The organism is Muricoccus radiodurans (assembly GCF_050154705.1).
Lineage (GTDB): Bacteria > Pseudomonadota > Alphaproteobacteria > Acetobacterales > Acetobacteraceae > Roseomonas > Roseomonas radiodurans.
Genome location: NZ_CP189561.1, coordinates 3930733 through 3952130, shown reverse-complemented (window position 1 = coordinate 3952130; position 21398 = coordinate 3930733). Strand labels below are relative to the sequence as shown.

The window sequence follows — 21398 nt, the reverse complement described above, 5'->3', positions numbered from 1 at the left end:
CGGCGTTCCTTTGTCGTCGAAGGCTAACGGATCGGCGGGGCGTACATGAGGCCGCCGCGGTTCCACAGCGCGTTGATCCCGCGCGGCAGGCCGATCGGCGTGTCGGGGCCGATGTTGCGGTCGTACATCTCCCCGTAGTTCCCGACGGCGCGGATGGCGTTGTAGGCCCAGCGCCGGTCGAGCCCCATGTTCGGCCCATGGTCGCCGGACACGCCGAGCAGGCGGCGGATGGCGGGGTTGGGGCTGGCGAGCATCGCCTCCGCATTCGCCTGGGTGACGCCGAGCTCCTCCGCCTCGATCAGGGCGTAGATCGTCCAGCGCACGATGTCCGTCCACTGCTCGTCCCCGTGGCGGACGGCCAGCGCCAGGGGTTCCTTCGAGATCCGGTCGGGCAGGATCACGTGGTCGCCGGGGGTGGGGAAGCCGCTTCGGGCGGCGGCGAGCACGCTGGCATCGGTGGAGTAGCTGTCGCAGCGGCCGCTCTCATAGGCGCGGCGGGCCTCGTCATTCCGCTCGAAGACGACGTGCTGGTACTGCAGGTTGTTGGTCCGCGCCCAGTCCGCCAGGTTCAGCTCCGAGGTCGTGCCGGAGACCGTGCAGATCGTGGCCCCGGCGAGGTCCGCGGCGCGCTGGAGGCCCGCGCTGCGGCGGACGAGGAAGCTCTGCCCGTCATAGAAGGTGATCGCCGGGAAGTTCAGCCCGTTCGCCGTGTCCCGGGACTGGGACCAGGTGAGGGTCTGCGCGCCGACATCCACCTGCCCCGACTGCACGGCCGGCAGGCGCTGCGGCCCGGCCAGCGGCGTGAAGCGGACGCGCGATCCGTCCCCGAAGATGGCGGCAGCGACGGCGCGGCAGGAATCCGGGTCCAGGCCGCGATACACCCCCTGGCTGTCCGGTGCCGAGAAGCCCGGCGTGCCGAGGCTGGTGGAGCAGTCCAGCACCCCCTTCGCCCGGACCGCCGCGAGGGTCGGGCCGGGCGCCGCCTGCGCCCAGGCCAGCATGGGGGCGAGCAGGAGCGCGCCCAGCAGGGCGGCGAGGCGGGTGTGACGCATGCGGTTCCTCCGTTGGCCGGAGAGTGCCAGGGGCGGGGCGCCGGACCAAGCCACGCGGCGGAGGGGCCATGGCAAGGCCGGTTCGTAACGCCCTGGGATAGAAGGGTGACGGCGGGCGCGTCACGACCTAGAAGTCTCCGCCCCGCCCGGGGGGTGACCCCGGCGGGCCGCGATGCCGATCCGCCGAACGGACCACGACCACAAGGACGACGACGTGACCAAGACGTTCCTCACCGCCGCGCTGCCGGCCCTGGCGCTGCTCTCCGCCTGCGCCTCCGAACCGCCGCCGCCGCCCCGCGCGGTCGGCCCGGAAGAGGCCTTCCGCGGCGTCTGCGAGCAGCGCTTCCCGAATGCCGCGCCCTTCGGCGTGAGCCGCTGCATGTACGAGGAGCTGGACCGCTCCCGCGGCGTGCAGCCGGCCTCGACGGCCGAGCCGGAGGCGGCCCCCGCCCCGGCCCGTTCCTCGACGCGCTCCTCCACCCGCCGCCGCGGGCGCTGAGCCCGTCGCAACGCATCCTCTCTCCCGGCGTTCCTGGCGGCATCGTCGGACGCGGGGAGGGACGGATGGCGGGCGACCCGGAGGCCGTGAAGGGCAGCACGCCGTCAGGCGGCCCGATGCCGAACCCGGGCGACGAGGTGTCTCCCGGCGCGCCGCAGACCGCCGAGACCACCTGTCCGCACTGCGGCGGGTCCGGGACGTTGCAGGGAAAGCCCTGTCCCGACTGCGCCGGTAGCGGCCTCGTGACGGTGACGGTCGGCGACGCTTGAGTCCGCCGCGGGACGGCCGGTCGTCCGTTCCGCGGCAGCCTCGAAAAAATAGATGGGGGTCCGGGGGAATACCTTCCCCCGGCCTTGCCGTGCTCAGTGCCGGAAGTGCCGCATCCCCGTGAGCACCATGGCCAGCCCCGCCGCATCGGCGGCCGCGATCACCTCGTTGTCGCGCATGGACCCGCCGGGCTGGATCACCGCCGTGGCGCCCGCCGCCGCGGCGGCCTGAAGCCCGTCCGCGAAGGGGAAGAAGGCGTCCGAGGCGACGACCGAGCCCTTCGCGAGGGGCTGGGCCTCGCCGGCGGCCTTCGCGGCCTCCTCGCTCTTCCAGGCGGCGATGCGGGCGGAGTCCACGCGGCTCATCTGCCCCGCGCCGATGCCGACGGTGGCCCCGCCCTTGGCATAGACGATGGCGTTCGACTTCACGTGCTTGCAGACGCGGAAGGCGAAGAGGAGGTCGCGCATCTCCTGATCCGTGGGCGCGCGCTGCGTGACCACGCGCAGATCCGCGGCCCCGACGCGCCCGGCGTCCCGTGACTGGGCGAGGAAGCCGCCGCCCACGCTGCGGAAGACGGTGCCCGGAGCGGCCGGGTCGGGCAGGCCGCCGGTCAGCAGCAGGCGCAGGTTCTTCTTCGTCGCGAAGACGGCGCGCGCGGCCTCGTCCGCGTCGGGGGCGATCACCACCTCCGTGAAGATCGCGGTGATGCGGCGCGCCGCCGCCTCGTCCAGCGGGCGGTTGGCCGCGATGATGCCGCCGAAGGCCGAGACGGGATCGCAACGAAGTGCCGCGTCCCAGGCCGCGTTCAGGTCGGCCGCCACCGCCACGCCGCAGGGATTGGCGTGCTTGACGATGACGATCGCCGGATCCTCGAACTCCGCGACGCATTCATAGGCGGCGTCGGTGTCGTTCAGGTTGTTGTAGGACAGCTCCTTGCCCTGGACCTGCTCGGCGGTGGCGATGCCCGGGCGCTGCGTACCGTCCACGTAGAAGGCGGCGCGCTGGTGCGGGTTCTCCCCGTAGCGGAGCGTCTGGCGCAGCAGGCCCGGGACGGAGAGCCGCTCCGGGAACTCCTGGCCGAGCTGTCCGGCGAACCAGCGGGAGATCGCCGCGTCATAGGCCGCGGTACGGGCATAGGCGGCGGCGGCGAGACGCTTGCGCGTGTCAAGCTTCGTACCCCCGCTCTCCGTCACCTCCCGCGCCACCTCCAGCAGCTGCTCCGGCTCGGTCAGGACACAGACATGGGCGTGGTTCTTGGCGGCGGAGCGGATCATCGCCGGGCCGCCGATATCGATATTCTCGACGCAGTCATCGTAGGAGGCACCGCGCGCCACCGTGGCCTCGAAGGGGTAGAGGTTCACGCAGACGAGGTCGATCGGCGCGATCCCCTGCGCCTGCACCTGGGCCACGTGCTCCGGCACGTCCCGGCGGAACAGCAGGCCGCCATGCACGCCGGGCAGAAGCGTCTTCACCCGGCCATCCAGGATCTCCGGAAAGCCAGTGTGGTCGGACAGTTCCGTCACCGGTAGCCCGGCCTCCCGGAGCGCCTTCGCGGTGCCGCCTGTGGACAGGAGCTCCGCCCCGTGCGCGGCCAGGGCACGGGCGAACTCCACGAGGCCTGTCTTGTCGGAGACGGAGAGGAGCGCGCGGCGGATCGGAAGCGGGGTGTCCATGCGGCGGGCGGATACGCCCAACGGGAAGTCTTGGCCAGGAGGCTTTGCCTCCTGGATCTCCACCGGGGGGCCGGCGGGCCCCCCGGACCCCGCGATCGCCTGGGGATACTGCGGGGGAAGCGGTGAATCCTGTGGATGAATCACGGAGCGGAGGACTCGCCATGAGTCACGGGGACCGTGACTCACGTCCCGTCCACCCCGGGACAGGACTCAAACCTCAACAGGGATTCAGGAGAGCGGAGTCACGACCCACCGATTCCACGCCGAGTCGCCGTGGATCGAGGCTGTGGAAAAAGCTGGGGACAGCGGGAGGACAGGGCTGTGTCCACAGAGTCCACAGGCATCCACTGACCACCCCTCTCTTCTTAAGAATCCTATTCTAAGAGAGAAGGGCGGCCATGAATCCGGACAAGTCGTTCCTCAGGGCCCTCGGCGGAGAAGCCGTCTGGCCCCCGCCCCTCTGGCTCATGCGCCAGGCCGGCCGCTACCTGCCCGAGTACCGCGCGACGAAGGAGCGGGCGGGCGGCTTCCTCGAGCTCTGCCTGAATCCGGAGCTCTCGGCCGAGGTGACCTTCCAGCCGCTGCGCCGCTTTCCGCTGGACGCCGCGATCCTCTTCACCGACTTGCCGATGCTGCCCTGGGCCATGGGCCAGCCCCTGCGCTACGGGACCGGCGGACCGGAGGGGGTCGGACCGATCCTCGACCCGGTGCGCGACGCAGCGGCCATCGCCGGCCTGCGCCCGGCCGGGGCCGCCGCCCGCGCCGCGCCGATCATGGAGACCGTCGCCCGCATTCGGGCGGGGCTGGAGCGCGACCATCCGGGCGTGGCCCTGATCGGCTTCGCCGGCGCTCCCTGGACGGTCGCCTGCTACATGGTGGACGGGCGCGGCGGGCACGGCTTCCCCGAGACGCGCCGCATGGCCGCCGAGAACCCGGCGCTCCTGGACGCCCTCTTCGCCGCCCTGCTGGAAGCCTCGGAGTCCTATCTCGTCGCGCAGGCGGAGGCCGGGGCGGAGGCGCTGATGCTCTTCGACTCCTGGGCCGGGCTGCTGCCGCCGGAGGGCTTCGCCCGCTGGGTGCTGGCCCCCACGGTCGCGCTCACGGCCCGGCTGCGGGCGCGGCTGGGACCGGACTTCCCCCTGATCGGCTTCCCGCGGCTGGCGGGGCCCGACAACCTCCTCGCCTATGCGGCCGGGGCCGGGGTGAACGGGCTCGGCCTGGACGAGACGGTGGACCCCGCGTGGGCGGCGTCGGCCCTGCCGCGCTCCGTCGCGCTCCAAGGCAATCTCGACTCCCGCGCCCTGGTTGAGGGCGGCGAGGCCCTGGAACGCGGCGCGGACCGCATCCTGACCGCCATGCGGGGCCGGCCCTTCGTCTTCAACCTCGGCCACGGCATCACGCCGGACACGCCGCCCGACCACGTCGCGTTCCTCGCACAACGGGTGCGGGCGGGTTGAGCGAGGCGCGCAGCACGGGCCTGGACGGCGCACAACGAAACCGGCGGGTCGGCGTTCCCTCGGGGTCCCAACCCCCAGGCGGACCCATGTCAGACCCCATCGGCCCGCGCCGCCCCACCACCGCCACAGGCCCCAGCCTGCCGGACACCGTCGCCCCGGCCATGGGCGGCGGGCCGGCGCTGTTCTACGGCGCCATCGCCCTCGTCGCCGTCCTCTACTTCACGCGGGAACTGCTGGTGCCGCTGGCGCTCGCCGTCCTGCTGGCCTTCGTGCTGGCGCCCGTGGCGCGCGCGATCCGGCGCCTCGGCTTGCCGCGCGTGGCCTCCTCGATCATCGCGGTGCTGCTGGCGGTGGGCTTCCTCTCGGCGCTCGGCGTCATCATGGGGCGGCAGCTCGGCGATCTCGCGAACGAGCTCCCGGTCTACCAGGCGACCATCACGCGCAAGTTCAACGGGATGTTCGGCGGCGGCGGCGGGCTGATCGGCCGCGCCTCCGAGATCCTGCACGACCTGGGCGAGAGCCTCGCCCCCAACCGGCCGAACGCGCAGCTCACGCCCCAGGCCGGGCTGCCGCCCCTGCCGGTGGAGGTGCGGGAGCCGACGCCGGGGCTGATGACCGTGCTCCAGCGCGTGGTGGGGCCGCTGCTGGGGCCGGTGGCGCATACCGGCATCGTCATCGTCTTCGTCATCTTCCTGCTGCTGTACAGGGAGGACCTGCGGGATCGCCTGATCAAGCTCATGGGCTCCCGCGACCTGCAGCGGACCACGGCCGCCCTGAACGACGCCGCCACCCGCCTGTCCCGCTACTTCCTGGCGCAGACGGCGCTGAATGCCGGCTTCGGCGTGGTCATCACGATCGGGCTCTGGGCCATCGGCATCCCCAACCCGATCCTGTGGGGCGTCATCGCCGGGCTGATGCGCTTCGTCCCTTTCATCGGCGGCTTCATCGCGGCCGCCTTCCCGCTGCTGCTGGCGGTGGCGGTGGACCCGGGCTGGACGATGCTGCCCTGGGTACTGGCCCTGTTCCTGATCACCGAGCCCCTGATGGGCCAGGTGTTCGAGCCACTCGTCTACGGGCACTCCACCGGCCTGTCCCCGGTGGCCGTGCTGCTGGCGACCGCCTTCTGGGCCTGGCTCTGGGGGCCCATCGGCCTGCTGGTCGCCACGCCCCTGACGGTCGGGCTGGTGGTGCTGGGGCGCCACATCGATCAACTGGAGTTCCTCGACGTGCTGCTGGGCGACCGAGCGGCGCTGGAACCGGCCGAGGCCTTCTATCAGCGGGCGCTGGCCGGAGACGGCGACGGGCTGGCGGAGCAGGCGGAGCTGCAGCTCCGCACCGCGCCGCTGGCCGCCTATTACGACACCGTCGCGCTGCCCGGCCTGTCCCTGGCGCAGGAGGATGCCACGCGCGGCGCCCTGGACCGGGACCGTCTGGGCGCCGTGCGCGACCGCGTGGCGGTGCTCCTGGACGAGCTGTCGGACCACGAGGACGCACCGCAATCCGTGGTGCTGGAGAACGGGCCCGTGACGCGCCCGGACGAGGGCGAGGCGAAGGCGGCCGAGGAGGTCGTGGCCGAGGAGGTCTCGCTGCCCCCGGCCTGGCGCGCGCGGGAGGCGGTGCTCTGCGTCGCCGGCCGCGGGCGGCTGGACGACCAGGCGACGGCCATGCTGGCGCAGGTGCTGTCGCTGAAGGGCATCGGCACGACGGTGCTGCACAACGACGCGCTGCGCGACCCGGAGCTGGCGGCAAGGCATCCCGGCGCGCGGGTGGTCGTCATCTCCGCGCTGGAGGGCGGGAGCGGCGCGGCCAGTGCCCGCTACGCGCTCCGGCGCCTGCGCCGCCGCTTCCCCGATGCCACGCTCGTCGCCGGGGTCTGGGGGGCGGAGCGGGACAGCCGCGTGCTGGCGGCGCTGCGGGAGGAAGCGGGCGGCGCGGATTCCGGCGTGGTGGAGGCGAAGTCGCTGCGGGAGGCGCTCCAGCTCTGCCTGACGCGGGCGCAGGAGGAAGCCGGGATCGCCCCGCCGGCGGAGGAGACGGGGGATTTCCTGGATGCCGGGACCCCGGTCGGCGGGCCGGTGGCGGTGGCGGAAGCCGGGGCGCGGCCGGCCGTCGCGTAGCCCGCTTGATTGCGTGCCACGGGGACCGGTTGTAGGCCCGTCCCCACAGATCGCGGGGTCCGGGGGTGCGTTCACCCCCCGGCGGAGGGTCGGGGAGGCGGAGCCTCCCGGAACCGCCCGCGCAACAGCCGGGAGGACGAACACCGTGCCGAACACCCGCCGCGCCCTGTTGCTGGCGACCCTGTCCGCCCCCGCCCTCGTGCATCGCGCCGCCGCGCAGGACCGCTACCCCAGCCGCCCGATCCGCGTGATCGTGCCCTTCGCCGCCGGCACGAGCACCGACATCATGACGCGGCTGGTGACGCCGAAGATGTCCGAGGAGGTGGGCCAGCCGGTGGTGGTGGAGAACCGCCCGGGCGCGGGTGGCGTGGTGGGATCGGACGCGGTCGCGAAGTCACCGCCGGACGGCTACAACCTCTGCATGGGGTCCATCGCGTCCCATTCCGTGAACCAGTCGCTGATGCCGCGCCTGCCCTATGACGTGCTGCGGGACTTCACGCCGGTGTCGCTGACGACGAATGCGCCGAACCTGCTCGTCGTCGGCCAGTCCGTGCCGGCGCGGACCCTGCAGGAGTTCATCGCCTGGGCGAAGACGCAGCGGAGTGTGGCCTATGCCTCGGCCGGGAACGGGACGTCGTCGCATCTGGCGGGGGAGCTGCTGCGGCTGAAAACCGGCGCGCCGCTGGAGCACGTGCCCTACCGCTCCGCGCCGCAGGCGCTGACGGACGTGATCTCCGGCCAGGTGCCGATGACGATCTATCAGGTCACGGCCGTGCTGCCCTTCGTGCGGGATGGCAAGCTGCGGGCGCTGGCCGCCACCTCCGCCCGGCGGCTGGAATGGACGCCGGACGTGCCGACGGCGATCGAGCAGGGGATCGCGGATTTCGACGTCTCCGCCTGGCACGGGCTCTTCGCGCCGGCGAAGCTGCCGGAGCCGGTCCTGGACCGCATCTACGGCGCGCTGAACAAGGCGCTGACCGCGCCGGACCTGCGGCCGCGGCTGATCGAGCAGGGGCTGGAGCCGGTGGGCCTGCCGCCCGCGGAGTTCCGCCGCTTCCTGATCGCCGATATCGAGAAGTGGCGCGAGGTGGTGCGCGCCGCCGACATCAAGCCGGACTGATCCGGTGCGCAGGATCCGCATCGGGACCGGCGCCGGCTTCGCGGGGGACCGGATCGAGCCGGCGGTGGAACTCGCCGAGCATGGGGAGATCCAGTACCTCGTCTTCGAGTGTCTGGCCGAGCGCACCATCGCGCTCGCCCAGCAGGCGCGGATGCGGGATCCGAATGCGGGCTACGACCCGCTGCTGGAGGCGCGTTTCCGCGCCGTGCTGCCGGCCTGCCGTGCGCGGGGCATCCGCGTGATCACCAACATGGGCGCCGCCAATCCCGTTTCGGCGGCGCGAAAGACGGTGGAGGTGGCGCGGGCGCTGGGGCTGCGCGGCCTGAAGGTCGCGGCCGTGACCGGTGACGACGTGCTGGACGCCGTGCGCGGGGGCGACACGCCGCTGGACGGCAACGGGGAGACCATCGGCGCACTGGGCAACCGCCTCGTCTCCGCCAATGCCTATACCGGCGCCGAGGGGATCGTGGAGGCGCTGGCGGGCGGCGCCGATGTGGTGATCACGGGGCGCGCCGCCGACCCTGCGATGTTCCTGGCGCCGCTGGTGCATGAATTCGGCTGGTCCATGGAGGACTGGACGCGGCTGGGGCGCGGCACGTTGGTCGGGCACCTGATGGAGTGCGCGGGCCAGATCACCGGCGGCTACTTCGCCGATCCCGGCTTCAAGGACGTCCCCGACCTCGCGCGGCTCGGCTTCCCCATCGCCGAGGTGACGGAGGACGGGGACGCGGTCATCACGAAGGTGCCGGGCTCCGGCGGGCAGGTGACGGCGGCGACCTGCAAGGAGCAGATGCTCTACGAGGTGCATGACCCCGCGCGGTATTTTCAGCCCGACGTGGTGGCCGACTTTTCCGGCGTGCGGGTGACGGGGGCCGGGCCGGACCGGGTGGCGATTACCGGTGGGGACGGGCATCCGCGGACCGGCACGCTGAAGGTTTCGGTGGGGCTGGTGGACAGCTATGTCGGGGAAGGCCAGATCTCCTATGCCGGCCCCGGCGCGCTGGCGCGCGGGCGGCTGGCCCTGGCGATCGTCGAGGAGCGGCTGCGCCTCACCGGCGTGCAGTGCACGGAACTCCGCGCCGAACTGATCGGGGTGGATTCCATCCTTGGCCCGAAGCTCTCTCAGACGGAACACGAGCCCCGCGAGGTGCGCCTGCGCGTCGCCGGCCGCACGGACAGCGCCGCGGAGGCGACGCGCGTCGCGAACGAGGTGGAATCTCTCTACCTCAACGGCCCGGCCGGGGGCGGGGGCGCGACAAAATCGGTGCGGGAGGTGATCGCCATCCGCTCCGCCCTGGTGCCGGAGGCGCTAGCCCGCCCCGCCGTGCAGATGCTGGAGAGCTGACGATGCGCCTGCGCGCCATCGCCCATTCCCGCACGGGGGACAAGGGCGACACCTCCAACATCTCGGTCATTGCCTATTGCGCGGAGGACTACCCGCGGATCGAGCGGCACGTGACGGCCGAGCGGGTGCGGGACCACTTCTCCGGCATCGTGCGCGGGGAGGTGGTGCGCTACGCCCTGCCCGGGATCGGCGCGCTGAACTTCGTGATGCACGGCGCGCTGGGCGGGGGCGTCACGCGGTCGCTCGCGCTGGACGCGCACGGGAAATGCCTGGGGTCCGCGGTCCTGGATCTGGAGATCCCGGACGACGCGCCGTGACCGCCCTGCGCGCGACGCTGGGCTACGCCGGACTGATCGGCTTCCTCGTCTCGGGGCTGATGATCCTGTGGCACGCCTGGCGCATCGCGCGTCATGGCGGGGGCGGGTTGCTGGTGAACGATTTCCGCTTCTTCGACCGCAAGCGCCACCCGCCGGCGGTGCAGCCCCATGTCAGCGCCACCTGGCACTGGGCCGGCGTGGCCGCGATCAGCTTCGTGCTCTTCGCCGTGGGCGCGACGGTGATGTGAAGGCTCAGCCCTCCAGCGTCGCCCAGACCGGGTCCTTCAGCTTCGCGATGAAGGCGGCGTGGCGCTCCAGCTCCTCCGGGGTCGGCACGATCGGGCGCGGGGTGCGCGAGACGGGCGCCGCGTCCGCCGCCGCGGGCGCGACGCGCAACGAGCCGCCGCCGGCCGTCGCCAGCGCCAGGCCGGGCTGCTTGCCGCCCATCAACTCCAGATAGACCTGCCCGAGCAGCTGCACGTCCAGCAGCGCGTTGTGCGTGGTGCGCTGGGACAGGTCGATGCCGAAGCGGCGGCACAGCGCGTCCAGCGAGTTCGGCAGGCCGGGAAAGCGCTTCTTCGCCATCTCCAGCGTGTCGACCATCCGCGACCGGCTGAGCTTCGGCACGCCGGCCCGCACGAACTCCGCGTCCAGAAAGCCGAAGTCGAAGGGCGCGTTGTGCGCGACGATCGGGTCGTCCCCCAGGAACTCCAGCAGCTCCGGCAGGATCGCCGCAAACAGCGGCTTGTCCGCCAGCATGGACGCCGTGAAGCCGTGCACGCGCGACGCCTCCGGCGGCACGTCGCGCTCCGGGTTGATCAGGCGGTGAAAGGCGCGCCCCGTGGGCAGGAGATTGACGACCTCGATCGCCGCCACCTCCAGCACGCGGTCGCCGGTGGTGGGGTCCAGACCGGTGGTCTCGGTGTCGAGGATCAGCGCGCGTGTCATGCCGGCACCATAGCCGATCCCCGGCCGCCATGGGATCGGGGGGTTGCGCTGATGACTCCGGGGAAGGCGCCGCCTTCCCCGGACCCCATCCGCCAAGGGGCTAGCCCCTTGGAACCCATTTCATGCCTTCGGCGTGGAGGGGCCTTCAGGGCCCCTCCACGCCGAAGGCGTTAAGCTGAGGTCCAGGAGGCTAGCCTCCTGGCGGATAGGGGTCTGGGGAAAGGCAGAGCCTTTCCCCAGGGGCCACCGACGCAACGCCCCGATCAGATCGCCGGCAGGGGCTCGGCCGTCGCGTCGCGCATGGGCAGGCGGCCCCAGCCGCGCTCGTACTGGGGCGGGATGCCGACGCGGTCGGCCACGCCCAGGGCCTGGGCGGCGTGGACGGGCCAATAGGGGTCCCGCAGCATGGCGCGGCCGAGCAGGACCATGTCCACCTGGCCGCTGGACACCGCGTCCTGCGCCTGGGTGGGCTCGGTGATCATGCCGACGGCGGCCACGGGCACGCCGGCCGCGCGCACGGCGGCGGCGCCCGGAAGCTGGTAGCCGGGGCCGACGGGGATCTTCGCCTTGGCGGAAATGCCGCCGGAGGAGACGTCCACCATGTCCACGCCGAGCGTCGCCACGCGGCGGGCGAGCTCCACCGTCTCTTCGGTCGTCCAGCCGCCCTCAATCCAGTCGGTGTGGGAGACGCGGAGGAGGAGGGGGATCTCCGCCGGGATCGCGTTGCGGGTGGCCACGACGGCCTCGCGGACGATGCGGGTGCGGCCCTCGAAGTCGCCGCCCCAGGCGTCGTTGCGGGTGTTCGACAGCGGCGAGAGGAACTGGTGCATGAGGTAGCCGTGCGCCGCGTGCAGCTCGATCACGCGGTAGCCGCAGCGGATGGCGCGGTCGGCGGCCGCGGCCATCGCCTCGATGGAGGAGGCGATCTCGGCCTCGGTCATCATGCGGGGGGTGTCCATGCCGTCCATCGGCACGGCGGAGGGGGCGGGAACCTCCCAGCCCGGCTCGGCCGCGCCCTCCCGCCACGGCGGGTTGCGGCTGCCCTTGCGGCCGGCATGGGCGAGCTGGATGCCGGGCACGGCGCCGGTGGCCGCGATGGCGGCGGCCAGGCGGGTGTGGCCGGGCACCTGCGCCTCCTCCCACAGGCCGAGGTCGGCGGGGGTGATGCGGCCCTCGGCGGTCACGGCCGTGGCTTCCGTCAGCACCAGCCCGGCGCCGCCGAGCGCGCGCTGGAGGAGGTGCGCCATGTGCCAGTCAGTCGGCTTGCCGTCCGGGGCGCAGGAATACTGGCACATCGGCGAGAGGCCGATGCGGTTGGGCAGGGTGACGCCGCGCAGGGTCAAGGGGTCGAAAAGGTCGGGCAAGGGAGGGGTCCCATCCGGTGGATGACCCCCAGTTTGGCTGACCATGCCGCAATGCAAAGGCCAGGACCCTTGCCTAAAGCGCGGGGCGGGCCGACCATGGGCGCACAGCGGAGGAACGCAGCATGGCCCAGCAGAGGAACGTCATCATCACCTGCGCGGTGACGGGATCGGGCATGACGCCCTCCATGTCGCCCTACCTGCCCGTCACGGCGGAGCAGATGATCACCCAGTCCGTGGACGCCGCGAAGGCCGGCGCCGCCATCCTTCATTTTCACGCCCGCGACCCGAAGGACGGCCGCCCCACCGCCAATGTGGAGGTGTGGAAGAGCTTCGTCCCGGCGATCCGGGAGCAATGCGATGCCGTGATCAACATGTCCTGCTCGCTCGGCAACACGGCGGAGGACCGGGCGGCGGCGGCGATGGTGCTGCGGCCGGAGATCGCGACGGTGATCGTCGGCTCCATGAACTACGGCATGTTCAAGAAGGCCCAGGCCCAGGGCATCACCGAGTTCCAGCACGAGTGGGAGCGGGAGCTGTTCGGCCCTTCGTCCTATGAGCGGGTGACGAACAACACCTTCAAGAAGATCGATCGTCTCATCGACATCTTCATCGAGAACGACATGCTGATGGAGTTCGAGTGCTACGACGTCGGCCATCTCTACATCCTGGAGTGGCATCTGAAGAACAAGATGGGCCGCATCAAGCGCCCGATCATCGTGCAGTTCCTGACCGGCATCCTCGGCGGCATCCCGTCCGACATCGACCACCTGCTGCACATGAAGCGCACGAGCGAGCGGCTGTTCGGGATGGACGCGGAGATCTTCACCCACGGCACGGGCCCCGACAACATGAAGGCGGCGGCGCAGGGCGCGCTGATGGGCACGAACGTCCGCATCGGCCAGGAAGACAACGTGACCGAGCGCCCCGGCCGCCTGTTCAAGTCCAACGAGGAGCAGGTCCTGAAGATCCGCCGCATCTTGGAGGAGTTCGACCTGGGCATCGCGACCCCGGCCGAGGCGCGCCAGCGCCTGGGCCTGCCCGATCCCGCCACCCGCGCCGCGGCCGCCGCGGAATGAGCGTGCAGCAGGTTCCCGGCGTCTATCATCGCCGGGTCGGGGATCTCCTCGTCACCGCGCTGTATGACGGCTTCCAGGACGTGGCCATGGCCACGGTGCTCGGCATGCCGCAGGCGGAATCCACCGCGATGCTGCGGGATTCCTTCCGCCCGGCGCGGCGCACGACGGTGAACGCCTTTCTGATCCGCGGGGGCGGGCGCACCGCGCTGGTGGATGCGGGCTGCGGCCCCGCCAAGCCGACGGTCGGCTTCGTCGCGTCCAACCTGGCCGCCGCGGGTGTGTCGCCGGAGAGCGTGGACACGATCCTGATGACCCATCTGCACCCCGATCACTGGGGCGGGCTGACGGGCAAGGACGGCGGGGCGCTCTTCCCGAAGGCGGAGCTGCTGCTGCACGCCGACGAACACGCCTATTGGCACGACGACGCGGCCATGGCGCGGACCGACCCCGCGCGGCAGGACTTCTTCTTCGGCGGCGCGCGCCGCGCCCTCGCGCCCTATGCGGCGCGCACGCGGACCTTCACGGCGGGAGAGGTCTTCCCCGGCGTCACGGCCATGCCCCTACCCGGCCACACGCCGGGGCATACGGGCTTCATGCTGGCCTCCGGCAACAAGTCCCTGCTCATCTGGGGCGACATCATCCACGTGCAGGAATTGCAGGTGCCGCGGCCGGAGGTGGTGATGGCCGTGGACGTGGACCCGGCCGGGGCCGCCGAGACGCGCCGCCGCATCTTCGATCAGGTCGCGACGGACCGGCAGGCGATCGCGGGCATGCACCTGCACTTCCCCGCCTTCGCCCACATGGCGCGGGACGGCGCGGGATACCGGCTGCTGCCGGATGCCTGGACCATGGACCTGGACGGCGACGCACCGGCATGAGGACCCCGCGATGCCCTGGCTGAGCACGCCCGAGGTCTCCCTCCGCTATGTCGTGGAGGGCGAGGGCCCCGACACCCTCCTGCTGCTGCACGAGATGGGCGGCTGCCTGGAGAGCTGGGACGGCCTCCTGCCCCTGCTGCGGCCCCGCTGCCGCATCATCCGTTACGATCAGCGCGGCGCCGGCCTGTCCGAGAAGCCGCGCGGGCCGATGACCATGGCCGAGGCCGGGAATGACGCCATCGCCCTGCTGGACGCGCTGGATGTCCGCGTGCCCGTCGTTGCGATCGGCACCGCCGTGGGCGGCGCCGTCGCGCTGCACCTGGCCGCCGCGCACCCGGGACGCGTGCGCGGCGTGATCGCCACCTCCCCCGCCACCGGCGTGCCGGAGGCCGCGCGCGGCCCGCTGCTGGAGAAGGCGGACCTGATGGAGCGGGAGGGCATGCGCGTCGCCGTGGATGCTGGCCTCGACCTCGGCTACCCGCCGCCGCTGCGCGGGGATGCGGCGCGCTTCGCCCACACCCGCGCGCAGCGCCTGGCCGCCGATCCCTACGGCCAGGCCGCGACGTCGCGGATGCTCGCGCATCTCGACATGACGGCGGACCTCGCGAGCATCTCCTGCCCCGCGCTGATCCTCGCCGGCACGCACGACCTGGGACGCCCGCCTGCGCGCGTGCGGCCGGTCGCCGACGCCATCGCGGGCGCGGAGTACCGCGTGGTCGAGAGCGGCCACTTCATGGCCATCCAGACGCCCGAGCTCATCGCCGCCGAGATCCACCGCTTCCTGGACAGCCTGCCCGCGGGATAGCCGCGCGAACCAAACAACGGGAGGAGACAAGAACCATGATCACCCGACGCCACCTCGCGGCCCTCGCCGCGGGGCTCGTGCCATTCGCAGCCCAGGCCCAGGGTCGTGAAGGGGGCCGCTACCCCGACCAGCCCGTGCGCGTGATCGTGCCCTTCCCGCCCGGCGGGCCCGCCGACATCGTCGGCCGCCTCCTCGCCCGTGCCCTCGGGGAACAGTTCAACGCCTCCTTCGTTGTGGAGAACCGGGCCGGCGCCGGCGGCGTGATCGGGGTGGAGGCGGTGGCCAAAGCCCGGCCGGACGGCCACACGCTGGGCATCGGCAGCAGCGGCGCGCTCTCGGTCCTGCCGAACCTCATGCCGCGCATGCCCTATGACGTGGCGCGGGACATCCAGCCGATCTCCATCGCGATCGCGGTCCCACAGGCGCTCTGCGTGAACAAGGACCTGCCCGTCCGCACGGTGGCGGAGCTGATCGCCCGCATCCGCGCGCAGCCCGGGCGGCTCTCCTTCAGCTCCTCCGGCAACGGCAACTCCCTGCACCTGGCGGCGGAGCTGTTCCGCCACCGCGCGGGCGGGCTGGACATCGTCCATGTCCCCTATCGCGGCGCTGCGCCGGCGCTGACGGACCTCGTCTCCGGCCAGGTGCAGATGATGTTCGGCGACGTGCCGGTCATGCTGCCCCAGATCCAGTCCGGCGCCATCCGCGCCCTGGCCGTCACCGCCGCCGAGCGCTCCCCCGCCCTGCCCGACGTGCCCACCATGACCGAGGCCGGCGTCCCCGGCGTGGAGTCCGAGAGCTACTACGGCCTGATCGCCCCCACGGGCATCCCGGCCGACCGCCTCGCCGCCCTGCACGCCGCGGTCGTCGCCGCGCTCCGCAATCCCGCGACGCGCGATCCGCTGCTCGCCCAGGGTGGCCGCCTGATCGGCAACACCCCGGCGGAGTTCGCCGCCTATATCCGCTCCGAGGGCGAGAAGTGGGGTGAGGTCATCCGCCTGTCCGGCGCGACGCTGGACTGAGGGCGGCACGGACGGCTCCGGGGAGGCTCCGGTTTCCATCCGGGCCTCCTCCGCCGGGAACCCCAGGGCCGAGCCTTGAACCCATGCGGATGCGGGCTCGTCGCGCGACGCCGACCGCAGCCAGGGCGCCATGCGCTGGAACGGGCTCTGCCGCTCAGGGTCTGGTGGTTCCCGGCTCATGCGAACCTTGCCGAGCCCCACCCGCCCGCGGCGGGGCTAAAAAAGTGGAGGTCCAGGAACCCCATGGTTCCTGGCGGATGGGGCCTGAGGAAGGCAGGGCCTTCCCCGGGACCGCCGGCCCCACACCCCGGGTCTTGTCCCCCGCCCTGCCCGCGCGCAGGTTGCCGGCAAGCAACGTGGGCGGGGCGGCGGATGGTGGCGGTCGGGTCGGGGTTTTCTTCGCTGGATCCGATGATCGCGCCGGGGTCGGTCGCCGTGATCGGCGCGTCCGACGAGCCGACGCGGATCGGCGGGCGGCCCATCGCCTACATGAAGGAGATGGGGTTTGACGGGCCGATCTGGCCGGTGAACCCGCGACGGGACCGGGTGCAGAACCTGCCGGCCTTCCCTGATGTCGCCGCGCTGCCCGGCGTGCCGGACGTCGCGATCGTGGCCGTGCCCGGCGCGGGGGCGGAGGAGGCGCTGACGGCGCTCGGCGCCCGCGGCTGCCGGGCGGCGATCGTCTTCACCTCCGGCTATGCGGAGGTGAACGAGGCCGGGCGGGTGGCGCAGGACCGGCTGGTGGCGATCGCGCGGGCGCGGGGAATGCGGCTGCTGGGGCCGAACTGCCTCGGCGCCTTCAACGCGCGGCGGGCCTTCTACCCGATCTTCTCCTCCTCCTTCGAGAACGGGTGGCCGCGGGAGGCGTTGGCGGGGCGCGGCCGCGTCGGGATCGCCAGCCAATCGGGGGCCTATGGGACGCATCTCTTCTCCGCGGCGCGGGACCGGGGCATCGCGACGCCGGTGCTGCTGACCACGGGAAACGAGGCGGAGGTGACGCTCGGCGACGTGATCGGCTGGATGGCGGAGAGCCCGGACGTCGAGGTGATCGCCGCCTATGCCGAGGGCGTGCGGGAGGGTCCGACCTTCCTGGCGGCGCTGGAACTGGCGCGGCGCGCGAAGAAGCCGGTCGTGATGATGAAGGTGGGGCGGTCCGCGCTCGGCGCGGCCTCCGCGCGGTCGCACACCGCCAGCATCGCGGGGGATGACGCGGTGACGGCGGCCGTGCTGGCCGAGTTCGGCGTGCATCGCGCGCGCACGACGGAGGAGCTGCTGGACGTCTGCCACGCCGCGACGCCGCGCATCTATCCGGTGGGGAACACGCTGGGGGTGGTGACGATCTCCGGCGGGGCGGGCGTGCTGATCTCGGATGCGGCGGAGGCGGAGGGGCTGCCCATGCCGCCGATGCCAGAGGCGGCGCAGACGGCGCTGCGGGGGCTGATTCCCTTCTGCAACCCGTCCAACCCCGTGGACTGCACGGCGCAGGTCTTCAACGACATGTCGCTGGTGGGGTCCTTCGCGCGCTCCATGGTGGAGGACGGCGGGTATTCCAGCGTGATCGCCTTCTTCACCCAGGTCGGTGCCTCGCCCTCCATCGCGCCGCAGCTGCGGGCGCAGCTGCGGGCGGTACGGGACAAGCATCCGGACCGGCTCTGGGCGCTGAGCGTGCTGGCGCCGCCGGAGCGGGTGGCGGAGTACGAGGCGGACGGCTTCCTCGTCTTCGAGGACCCGCACCGCGCCGTGGTGGCACTGGCGGCGCAGGGACGCTTCGGGGAGAGCTTCGCGCGGGCGGAGGCGACGGCGGTGCCGCTGCCCGAGGTGACGCTGCCCGCCCGCGCGCCGGACGAGGCGACGGCGAAGGCGCTGCTGGCGGCGGCCGGCGTGCCGCCCGTGCCGGAGCGCCGCGCCCGCAGCGCGGCCGATGCGGTGGCGGCGGCGGAGGCGATCGGCTTCCCCGCGGTGATGAAGATCCTCTCGCCCGACATCCTGCACAAGTCGGAGATCGGCGGCGTGCTCCTCAACCTGGAGGACGCGGTGATGGTGCAGGAGGCCTACGACACCCTCATGTGGCGCGCGGCGGAGCGGGCGCCGGACGCGCGGGTGGAGGGCGTGCTCGTCGCGCAGCAGATCCGCGACGCGGTGGAGGTGGCGCTGGGCATCGTGCGCGACCCGGTGTTCGGGCCGGTGGCGATGGTCGGGCTGGGCGGGGTGTTCATCGAGGTGCTGCGCGATGTGGCGTTCCGGCGCTGCCCGGTGACGGTGGCGGATGCGGAGGCGATGATCCGGTCGCTCCGCGGCTTCCCGCTGCTGAACGGGGCGCGGGGGCGGCCGGTGGCCGACGTGGCCGCGCTGGCCGCGTCGCTTTCTGCGCTGTCGGCCTTCGCCGTCGCGTCGGGGGAGCGGCTGGTGTCGGTGGACGTGAATCCGGTGCTCGTGCTGCCGGAGGGCGAGGGCGCCTTCGCCGCCGACGCCGTGATCGAGATCGTGGAGACGACCTGATGCCGCTCGATCCTGACCGGCTGATGAACTGGCCGGTGCCGGAGATCCGGCAGACGCTGACCCGCAGGGATACGATGCTCTACGCCCTGTCCATCGGCATCGGGCAGGACCCGATGGACGAGGCGGCGCTGGCCTTCCTGGACGAGCGGCGGCTGGTGGCGATGCCCTCCATGGCGGTGGTGCTGGGGTATCCGGGCTTCTGGCTCGGCAACCCCGAGACGGGCGTGGACGCGGTGCGGCTGGTCCATGGGGAGCAGTCCCTGACCGTCCACCGGCCGCTGCCGGTGGAGGGGGAATTGGTCGGCCGCACCCGCGTCACGGGGCTGGTGGACCGGGGTGAGGGGAAGGGGGCGATCCTCTATTCCGAGCGGGTGATCAGCGATGCCGGGACCGGCGAGGCGATCGCGACCGTGGCGCAGAGCACCTTCCTGCGCGGCGATGGCGGCTTCTCCGGCGGTGATCCGCGCTGGGTCGGCCCCGCCCGGCCGCCGCATCCGGAGCCGGATGGGGCGCCGGGCCGGTCCCTGGACCTGGCGACGCGCCCCGAGCAGGCGCTGCTCTACCGGCTGAACGGCGACCTGAACCCGCTGCACATGGACCCGGCGGTCGCGCGCAAGGCGGGGTTCGAGCGGCCGATCCTGCACGGGCTCTGCACCTTCGGCGTGGTGTGCCACGCGCTGGTGCGGGCACTGTGCGGCGGCGATCCCGCGCGCTTCGGCTCGGTCGCGCTGCGCTTCTCCGCCCCGGTGTTCCCGGGCGAGACGATCCGGACCGAGTTCTGGGAGGGACCGGACGGCGCCGCCTTCCGCGCCCGGGTGGTGGAGCGCGACAAGGTGGTGGTCAGCAACGGGCGGTTCGGCTACCGCGCATCCGCATGATCGGCACCCGCCCCGTCGTCGTCTTCGACACCGAGACCACCGGCTGCACCGGCACGGACCGGGTGGTCTCGCTGGGCGCGGTGCGGCTGGACCAGGCGCTGGAGCCGGAGGCGACGCTGCACCTCGTCTTCGCGCCGGGGATGCGCTGCCATTTCGGGGCCTTCCGGGTGCACGGGATGTCGGACACCTTCCTGGCCCGGCAGCCCGGCTTCGCGGCGCATGCGGAGGAGATCGCGGCGTTCTTCGGCGGCGCCGTGGGCTGCGCCCACAACATGGCCTTCGACCGGCGGATGCTGGGCGGCGAGTTTGACCGGCTGGAGATGGAGCGGCCCTGGACCGGCGAGGTCTGCACGATGCTGACCTGGCGGCGGAAGCGGCCGGGGGAGCGGTCCGGCCTCGCCCACTGCTCCGCGGCGCTGGGGCTGGCGCGGGAGGGGGAGCTGCACGGCGCGCTGGAGGATGCCTGGCTGGCGGTCGGCGTGCTGCGCGCCCTGCACGGGCTGGCGCCGGTGCCGATGCGGCTGCACGGCTTCACCAACGAGGCGGCCGGTGAGAGGACGGGGGAGATGGCGGCGTGACCGAACGGGCCGAGCGCTTCCGGGCACTGCACGAGAGCGGCTGCTTCGCCCTGGCGAATGCCTGGGACGCGGGGTCGGCGCGGCTGCTGGACGGGATGGGGTTCCAGGCCCTGGCCACGACCTCGGCCGGGCTGGCCTTCATGCTGGGACGGCGGGACGGGGAGGCGGCGGTGTCCCGCGCGGAGGCGCTGGCGAATGCCCGCGACATCATCGGCGCCACCGACCTGCCGGTCTCCGCCGACCTGGAGGATGGCTACGGCCCCGCGCCGGAGGACGCCGCCGCGACGGTTCGGGAGGCGGTGGCGGCCGGGCTCTGCGGCTGCACGATCGAGGACACGACCGCCAACCCCGACGATCCGATCCATGGCTTCGACGCCGCGGTGGCGCGGGTGGCGGCGGCGGTGGAGGCCGCGCGGGCCGCGCCTCACCCCTTCGTGCTAACGGCGCGGGCCGAGAACTTCCTGCACGGTCGCCCGGACCTGGACGACACGATCCGGCGGCTGGTCGCCTTCGCGGAGGCCGGCGCCGACTGCCTCTACGCCCCCGCCCTGCCGGACGAGGACGCGATCCGCGCCGTGGTGCGGGCGGTGGCGCCGAAGGCGGTGAACGTGCTGATGGGACCGCGCTCCGGCCTGCTGCCCGCGGCGCGGCTGGCGGCGCTGGGCGTGCGGCGCGTCAGCGTGGGCGGCAGCATCGCCCGCGCGGCCTATGCGGCGGCGATCCAGGCCGGGGAATGGCTGGCGGCGGGCGACCTGCCCGCCTTCGCGGCGGTGATGCCGCATGGCGAGATCAATCGGAGGATGCGGGGGCGGTGATCAACAAGATCGTCCGGGACATGGCCGCGGCCATGGACGGGGTGAAGGACGGCAGCACGGTGCTGGTCGGCGGCTTCGGCGATGCCGGCCAGCCCGACGAGCTGATCGAGGGGCTGATCGAGCAGGGCGCGAAGAACCTGACCGTCGTCGCGAACAATGCCGGCCGGGGCCACACGGGCCTCGCGAAGCTGATGGAGCTCGGGCGGGTGCGGAAGATCATCTGCTCCTTCCCCCGCAGCAGCGGATCGGTGGTGTTCGAGGAGTTGTACAAGGCCGGGAAGCTGGAGCTGGAGATCGTGCCCCAGGGCACGCTGGCCGAGCGGATGCGCGCCGCCGGCGCCGGCATCCCCGCCTTCTACACCCCGACCGCCGCGGGCACGCAGCTCGGCCGCGGGAAGGAGGAGCGCGCGTTCAACGGCCGGCCGCACGTGATGGAGCTGGCCCTGCCCGGCGACGTGGCGCTGGTGGAGGCCTGGGAGGCCGACCGCTGGGGCAACCTGACCTATCGGATGAGCGGCCGGAACTTCAATCCCGTGATGGCGACGGCCGCGGCGCTGACGCTCGTGCAGAGCCAGCACATCCGGGAGGTCGGCGAGATCCCGCCGGAGAACGTCCACACCCCCGGCATCTTCGTGAACCGCGTGGTGCACGTGGATCGCGGCGCGCCCTGGGCGACGAACTGAGGAGACAC

The 21398-nt window shown here is 72.8% G+C and carries 21 protein-coding genes; 17 read left to right on the top strand and 4 right to left on the bottom strand.

Features of this window, described 5'->3' with window-relative positions; genetic code table 11:
* Positions 1-23: 23 nt before the first annotated feature.
* A complete protein-coding gene (locus tag ACP6CK_RS18655) occupies positions 24-1052 on the bottom strand; it encodes an amino acid ABC transporter substrate-binding protein (protein WP_426954804.1) in 1029 nt (342 codons plus the stop codon).
* Between the two features lie 172 nt (positions 1053-1224).
* On the opposite strand from ACP6CK_RS18655, the gene ACP6CK_RS18650 reads away from it, so the two are divergent.
* Together ACP6CK_RS18650 and ACP6CK_RS18645 are read left to right on the top strand one after the other, a co-directional pair.
* Positions 1225-1551 (top strand): hypothetical protein, encoded by a 327-nt coding sequence (locus ACP6CK_RS18650; RefSeq protein WP_426954803.1) that lies wholly within the window; start codon positions 1225-1227, stop codon positions 1549-1551.
* Between the two features lie 65 nt (positions 1552-1616).
* On the top strand, positions 1617-1820 hold the full coding sequence (locus ACP6CK_RS18645) for a hypothetical protein (protein ID WP_426954802.1): 204 nt from the start codon (positions 1617-1619) through the stop codon (positions 1818-1820).
* Between the two features lie 93 nt (positions 1821-1913).
* On the opposite strand, the gene purH is transcribed toward ACP6CK_RS18645, so the two are convergent.
* Positions 1914-3491: a bifunctional phosphoribosylaminoimidazolecarboxamide formyltransferase/IMP cyclohydrolase gene (gene purH, locus ACP6CK_RS18640; protein WP_426954801.1), complete on the bottom strand. Its 1578-nt coding sequence runs from the start codon at positions 3489-3491 to the stop codon at positions 1914-1916.
* 398 nt (positions 3492-3889) lie between these two features.
* Here purH and hemE point away from each other — a divergent pair, with 398 nt between their 5' ends.
* From hemE to ACP6CK_RS18610, 6 genes are all read left to right on the top strand, one after another.
* Positions 3890-4948, top strand: a complete 1059-nt coding sequence (gene hemE, locus ACP6CK_RS18635; protein WP_426954800.1) for a uroporphyrinogen decarboxylase — start codon at positions 3890-3892, stop codon at positions 4946-4948.
* A gap of 86 nt (positions 4949-5034) precedes the next feature.
* Complete coding sequence (locus tag ACP6CK_RS18630; protein ID WP_426954799.1) at positions 5035-7065, top strand: AI-2E family transporter; 2031 nt, start codon at positions 5035-5037, stop codon at positions 7063-7065.
* A 145-nt stretch (positions 7066-7210) separates the two neighbouring features.
* Positions 7211-8185, top strand: a complete 975-nt coding sequence (locus ACP6CK_RS18625) for a Bug family tripartite tricarboxylate transporter substrate binding protein (RefSeq protein ID WP_426954798.1) — start codon at positions 7211-7213, stop codon at positions 8183-8185.
* Positions 8186-8189: 4 nt separating this feature from the next.
* A complete protein-coding gene (locus ACP6CK_RS18620) occupies positions 8190-9530 on the top strand; it encodes an acyclic terpene utilization AtuA family protein (RefSeq protein ID WP_426954797.1) in 1341 nt (446 codons plus the stop codon).
* A 2-nt stretch (positions 9531-9532) separates the two neighbouring features.
* Complete coding sequence (locus ACP6CK_RS18615) at positions 9533-9847, top strand: AtuA-related protein (RefSeq protein WP_426954796.1); 315 nt, start codon at positions 9533-9535, stop codon at positions 9845-9847.
* A complete protein-coding gene (locus ACP6CK_RS18610) occupies positions 9844-10095 on the top strand; it encodes a hypothetical protein (RefSeq protein WP_426954795.1) in 252 nt (83 codons plus the stop codon). Before ACP6CK_RS18615 ends, ACP6CK_RS18610 begins: the two co-directional genes overlap by 4 nt.
* A 4-nt stretch (positions 10096-10099) precedes the next feature.
* Here ACP6CK_RS18610 and dnaQ read toward each other — a convergent pair whose 3' ends face one another.
* Together dnaQ and ACP6CK_RS18600 are read right to left on the bottom strand one after the other, a co-directional pair.
* On the bottom strand, positions 10100-10795 hold the full coding sequence (gene dnaQ / locus ACP6CK_RS18605) for a DNA polymerase III subunit epsilon (protein WP_426954794.1): 696 nt from the start codon (positions 10793-10795) through the stop codon (positions 10100-10102).
* Positions 10796-11058: 263 nt separating this feature from the next.
* Positions 11059-12159 carry an NADH:flavin oxidoreductase/NADH oxidase gene (locus tag ACP6CK_RS18600; protein WP_426954793.1) on the bottom strand — a complete coding sequence of 367 codons (1101 nt, stop codon included), beginning with the start codon at positions 12157-12159 and terminating at the stop codon, positions 11059-11061.
* Between the two features lie 122 nt (positions 12160-12281).
* On the opposite strand from ACP6CK_RS18600, the gene ACP6CK_RS18595 reads away from it, so the two are divergent.
* The 9 genes from ACP6CK_RS18595 (at position 12282) to ACP6CK_RS18555 (ending at position 21390) form a co-directional block, all read left to right on the top strand.
* Complete coding sequence (locus ACP6CK_RS18595; RefSeq protein WP_426954792.1) at positions 12282-13235, top strand: 3-keto-5-aminohexanoate cleavage protein; 954 nt, start codon at positions 12282-12284, stop codon at positions 13233-13235.
* 2 nt (positions 13236-13237) lie between these two features.
* Positions 13238-14113, top strand: coding sequence for an MBL fold metallo-hydrolase (locus tag ACP6CK_RS18590; RefSeq protein ID WP_426954791.1), 876 nt, complete (start codon positions 13238-13240; stop codon positions 14111-14113).
* A 10-nt stretch (positions 14114-14123) separates the two neighbouring features.
* Positions 14124-14918 (top strand): alpha/beta fold hydrolase, encoded by a 795-nt coding sequence (locus ACP6CK_RS18585; protein ID WP_426954790.1) that lies wholly within the window; start codon positions 14124-14126, stop codon positions 14916-14918.
* Between the two features lie 35 nt (positions 14919-14953).
* Positions 14954-15937, top strand: a complete 984-nt coding sequence (locus ACP6CK_RS18580) for a Bug family tripartite tricarboxylate transporter substrate binding protein (protein ID WP_426954789.1) — start codon at positions 14954-14956, stop codon at positions 15935-15937.
* Positions 15938-16348: 411 nt separating this feature from the next.
* The gene (locus ACP6CK_RS18575; protein WP_426954788.1) at positions 16349-18436 is read left to right on the top strand and encodes an acetate--CoA ligase family protein; all 2088 of its coding nucleotides are present in this window, start codon (positions 16349-16351) and stop codon (positions 18434-18436) included.
* A complete protein-coding gene (locus ACP6CK_RS18570) occupies positions 18436-19314 on the top strand; it encodes a MaoC/PaaZ C-terminal domain-containing protein (RefSeq protein ID WP_426954787.1) in 879 nt (292 codons plus the stop codon). Before ACP6CK_RS18575 ends, ACP6CK_RS18570 begins: the two co-directional genes overlap by 1 nt.
* Positions 19311-19892: an exonuclease domain-containing protein gene (locus tag ACP6CK_RS18565; protein ID WP_426954786.1), complete on the top strand. Its 582-nt coding sequence runs from the start codon at positions 19311-19313 to the stop codon at positions 19890-19892. Before ACP6CK_RS18570 ends, ACP6CK_RS18565 begins: the two co-directional genes overlap by 4 nt.
* On the top strand, positions 19889-20707 hold the full coding sequence (locus tag ACP6CK_RS18560) for an isocitrate lyase/PEP mutase family protein (protein ID WP_426954785.1): 819 nt from the start codon (positions 19889-19891) through the stop codon (positions 20705-20707). The genes ACP6CK_RS18565 and ACP6CK_RS18560 overlap by 4 nt, the downstream gene beginning before the upstream one ends.
* Entirely contained in the window at positions 20704-21390 is a 687-nt protein-coding gene (locus ACP6CK_RS18555; RefSeq protein ID WP_426954784.1) for a 3-oxoacid CoA-transferase subunit A, read from the top strand. The genes ACP6CK_RS18560 and ACP6CK_RS18555 overlap by 4 nt, the downstream gene beginning before the upstream one ends.
* Positions 21391-21398 lie beyond the last annotated feature (8 nt).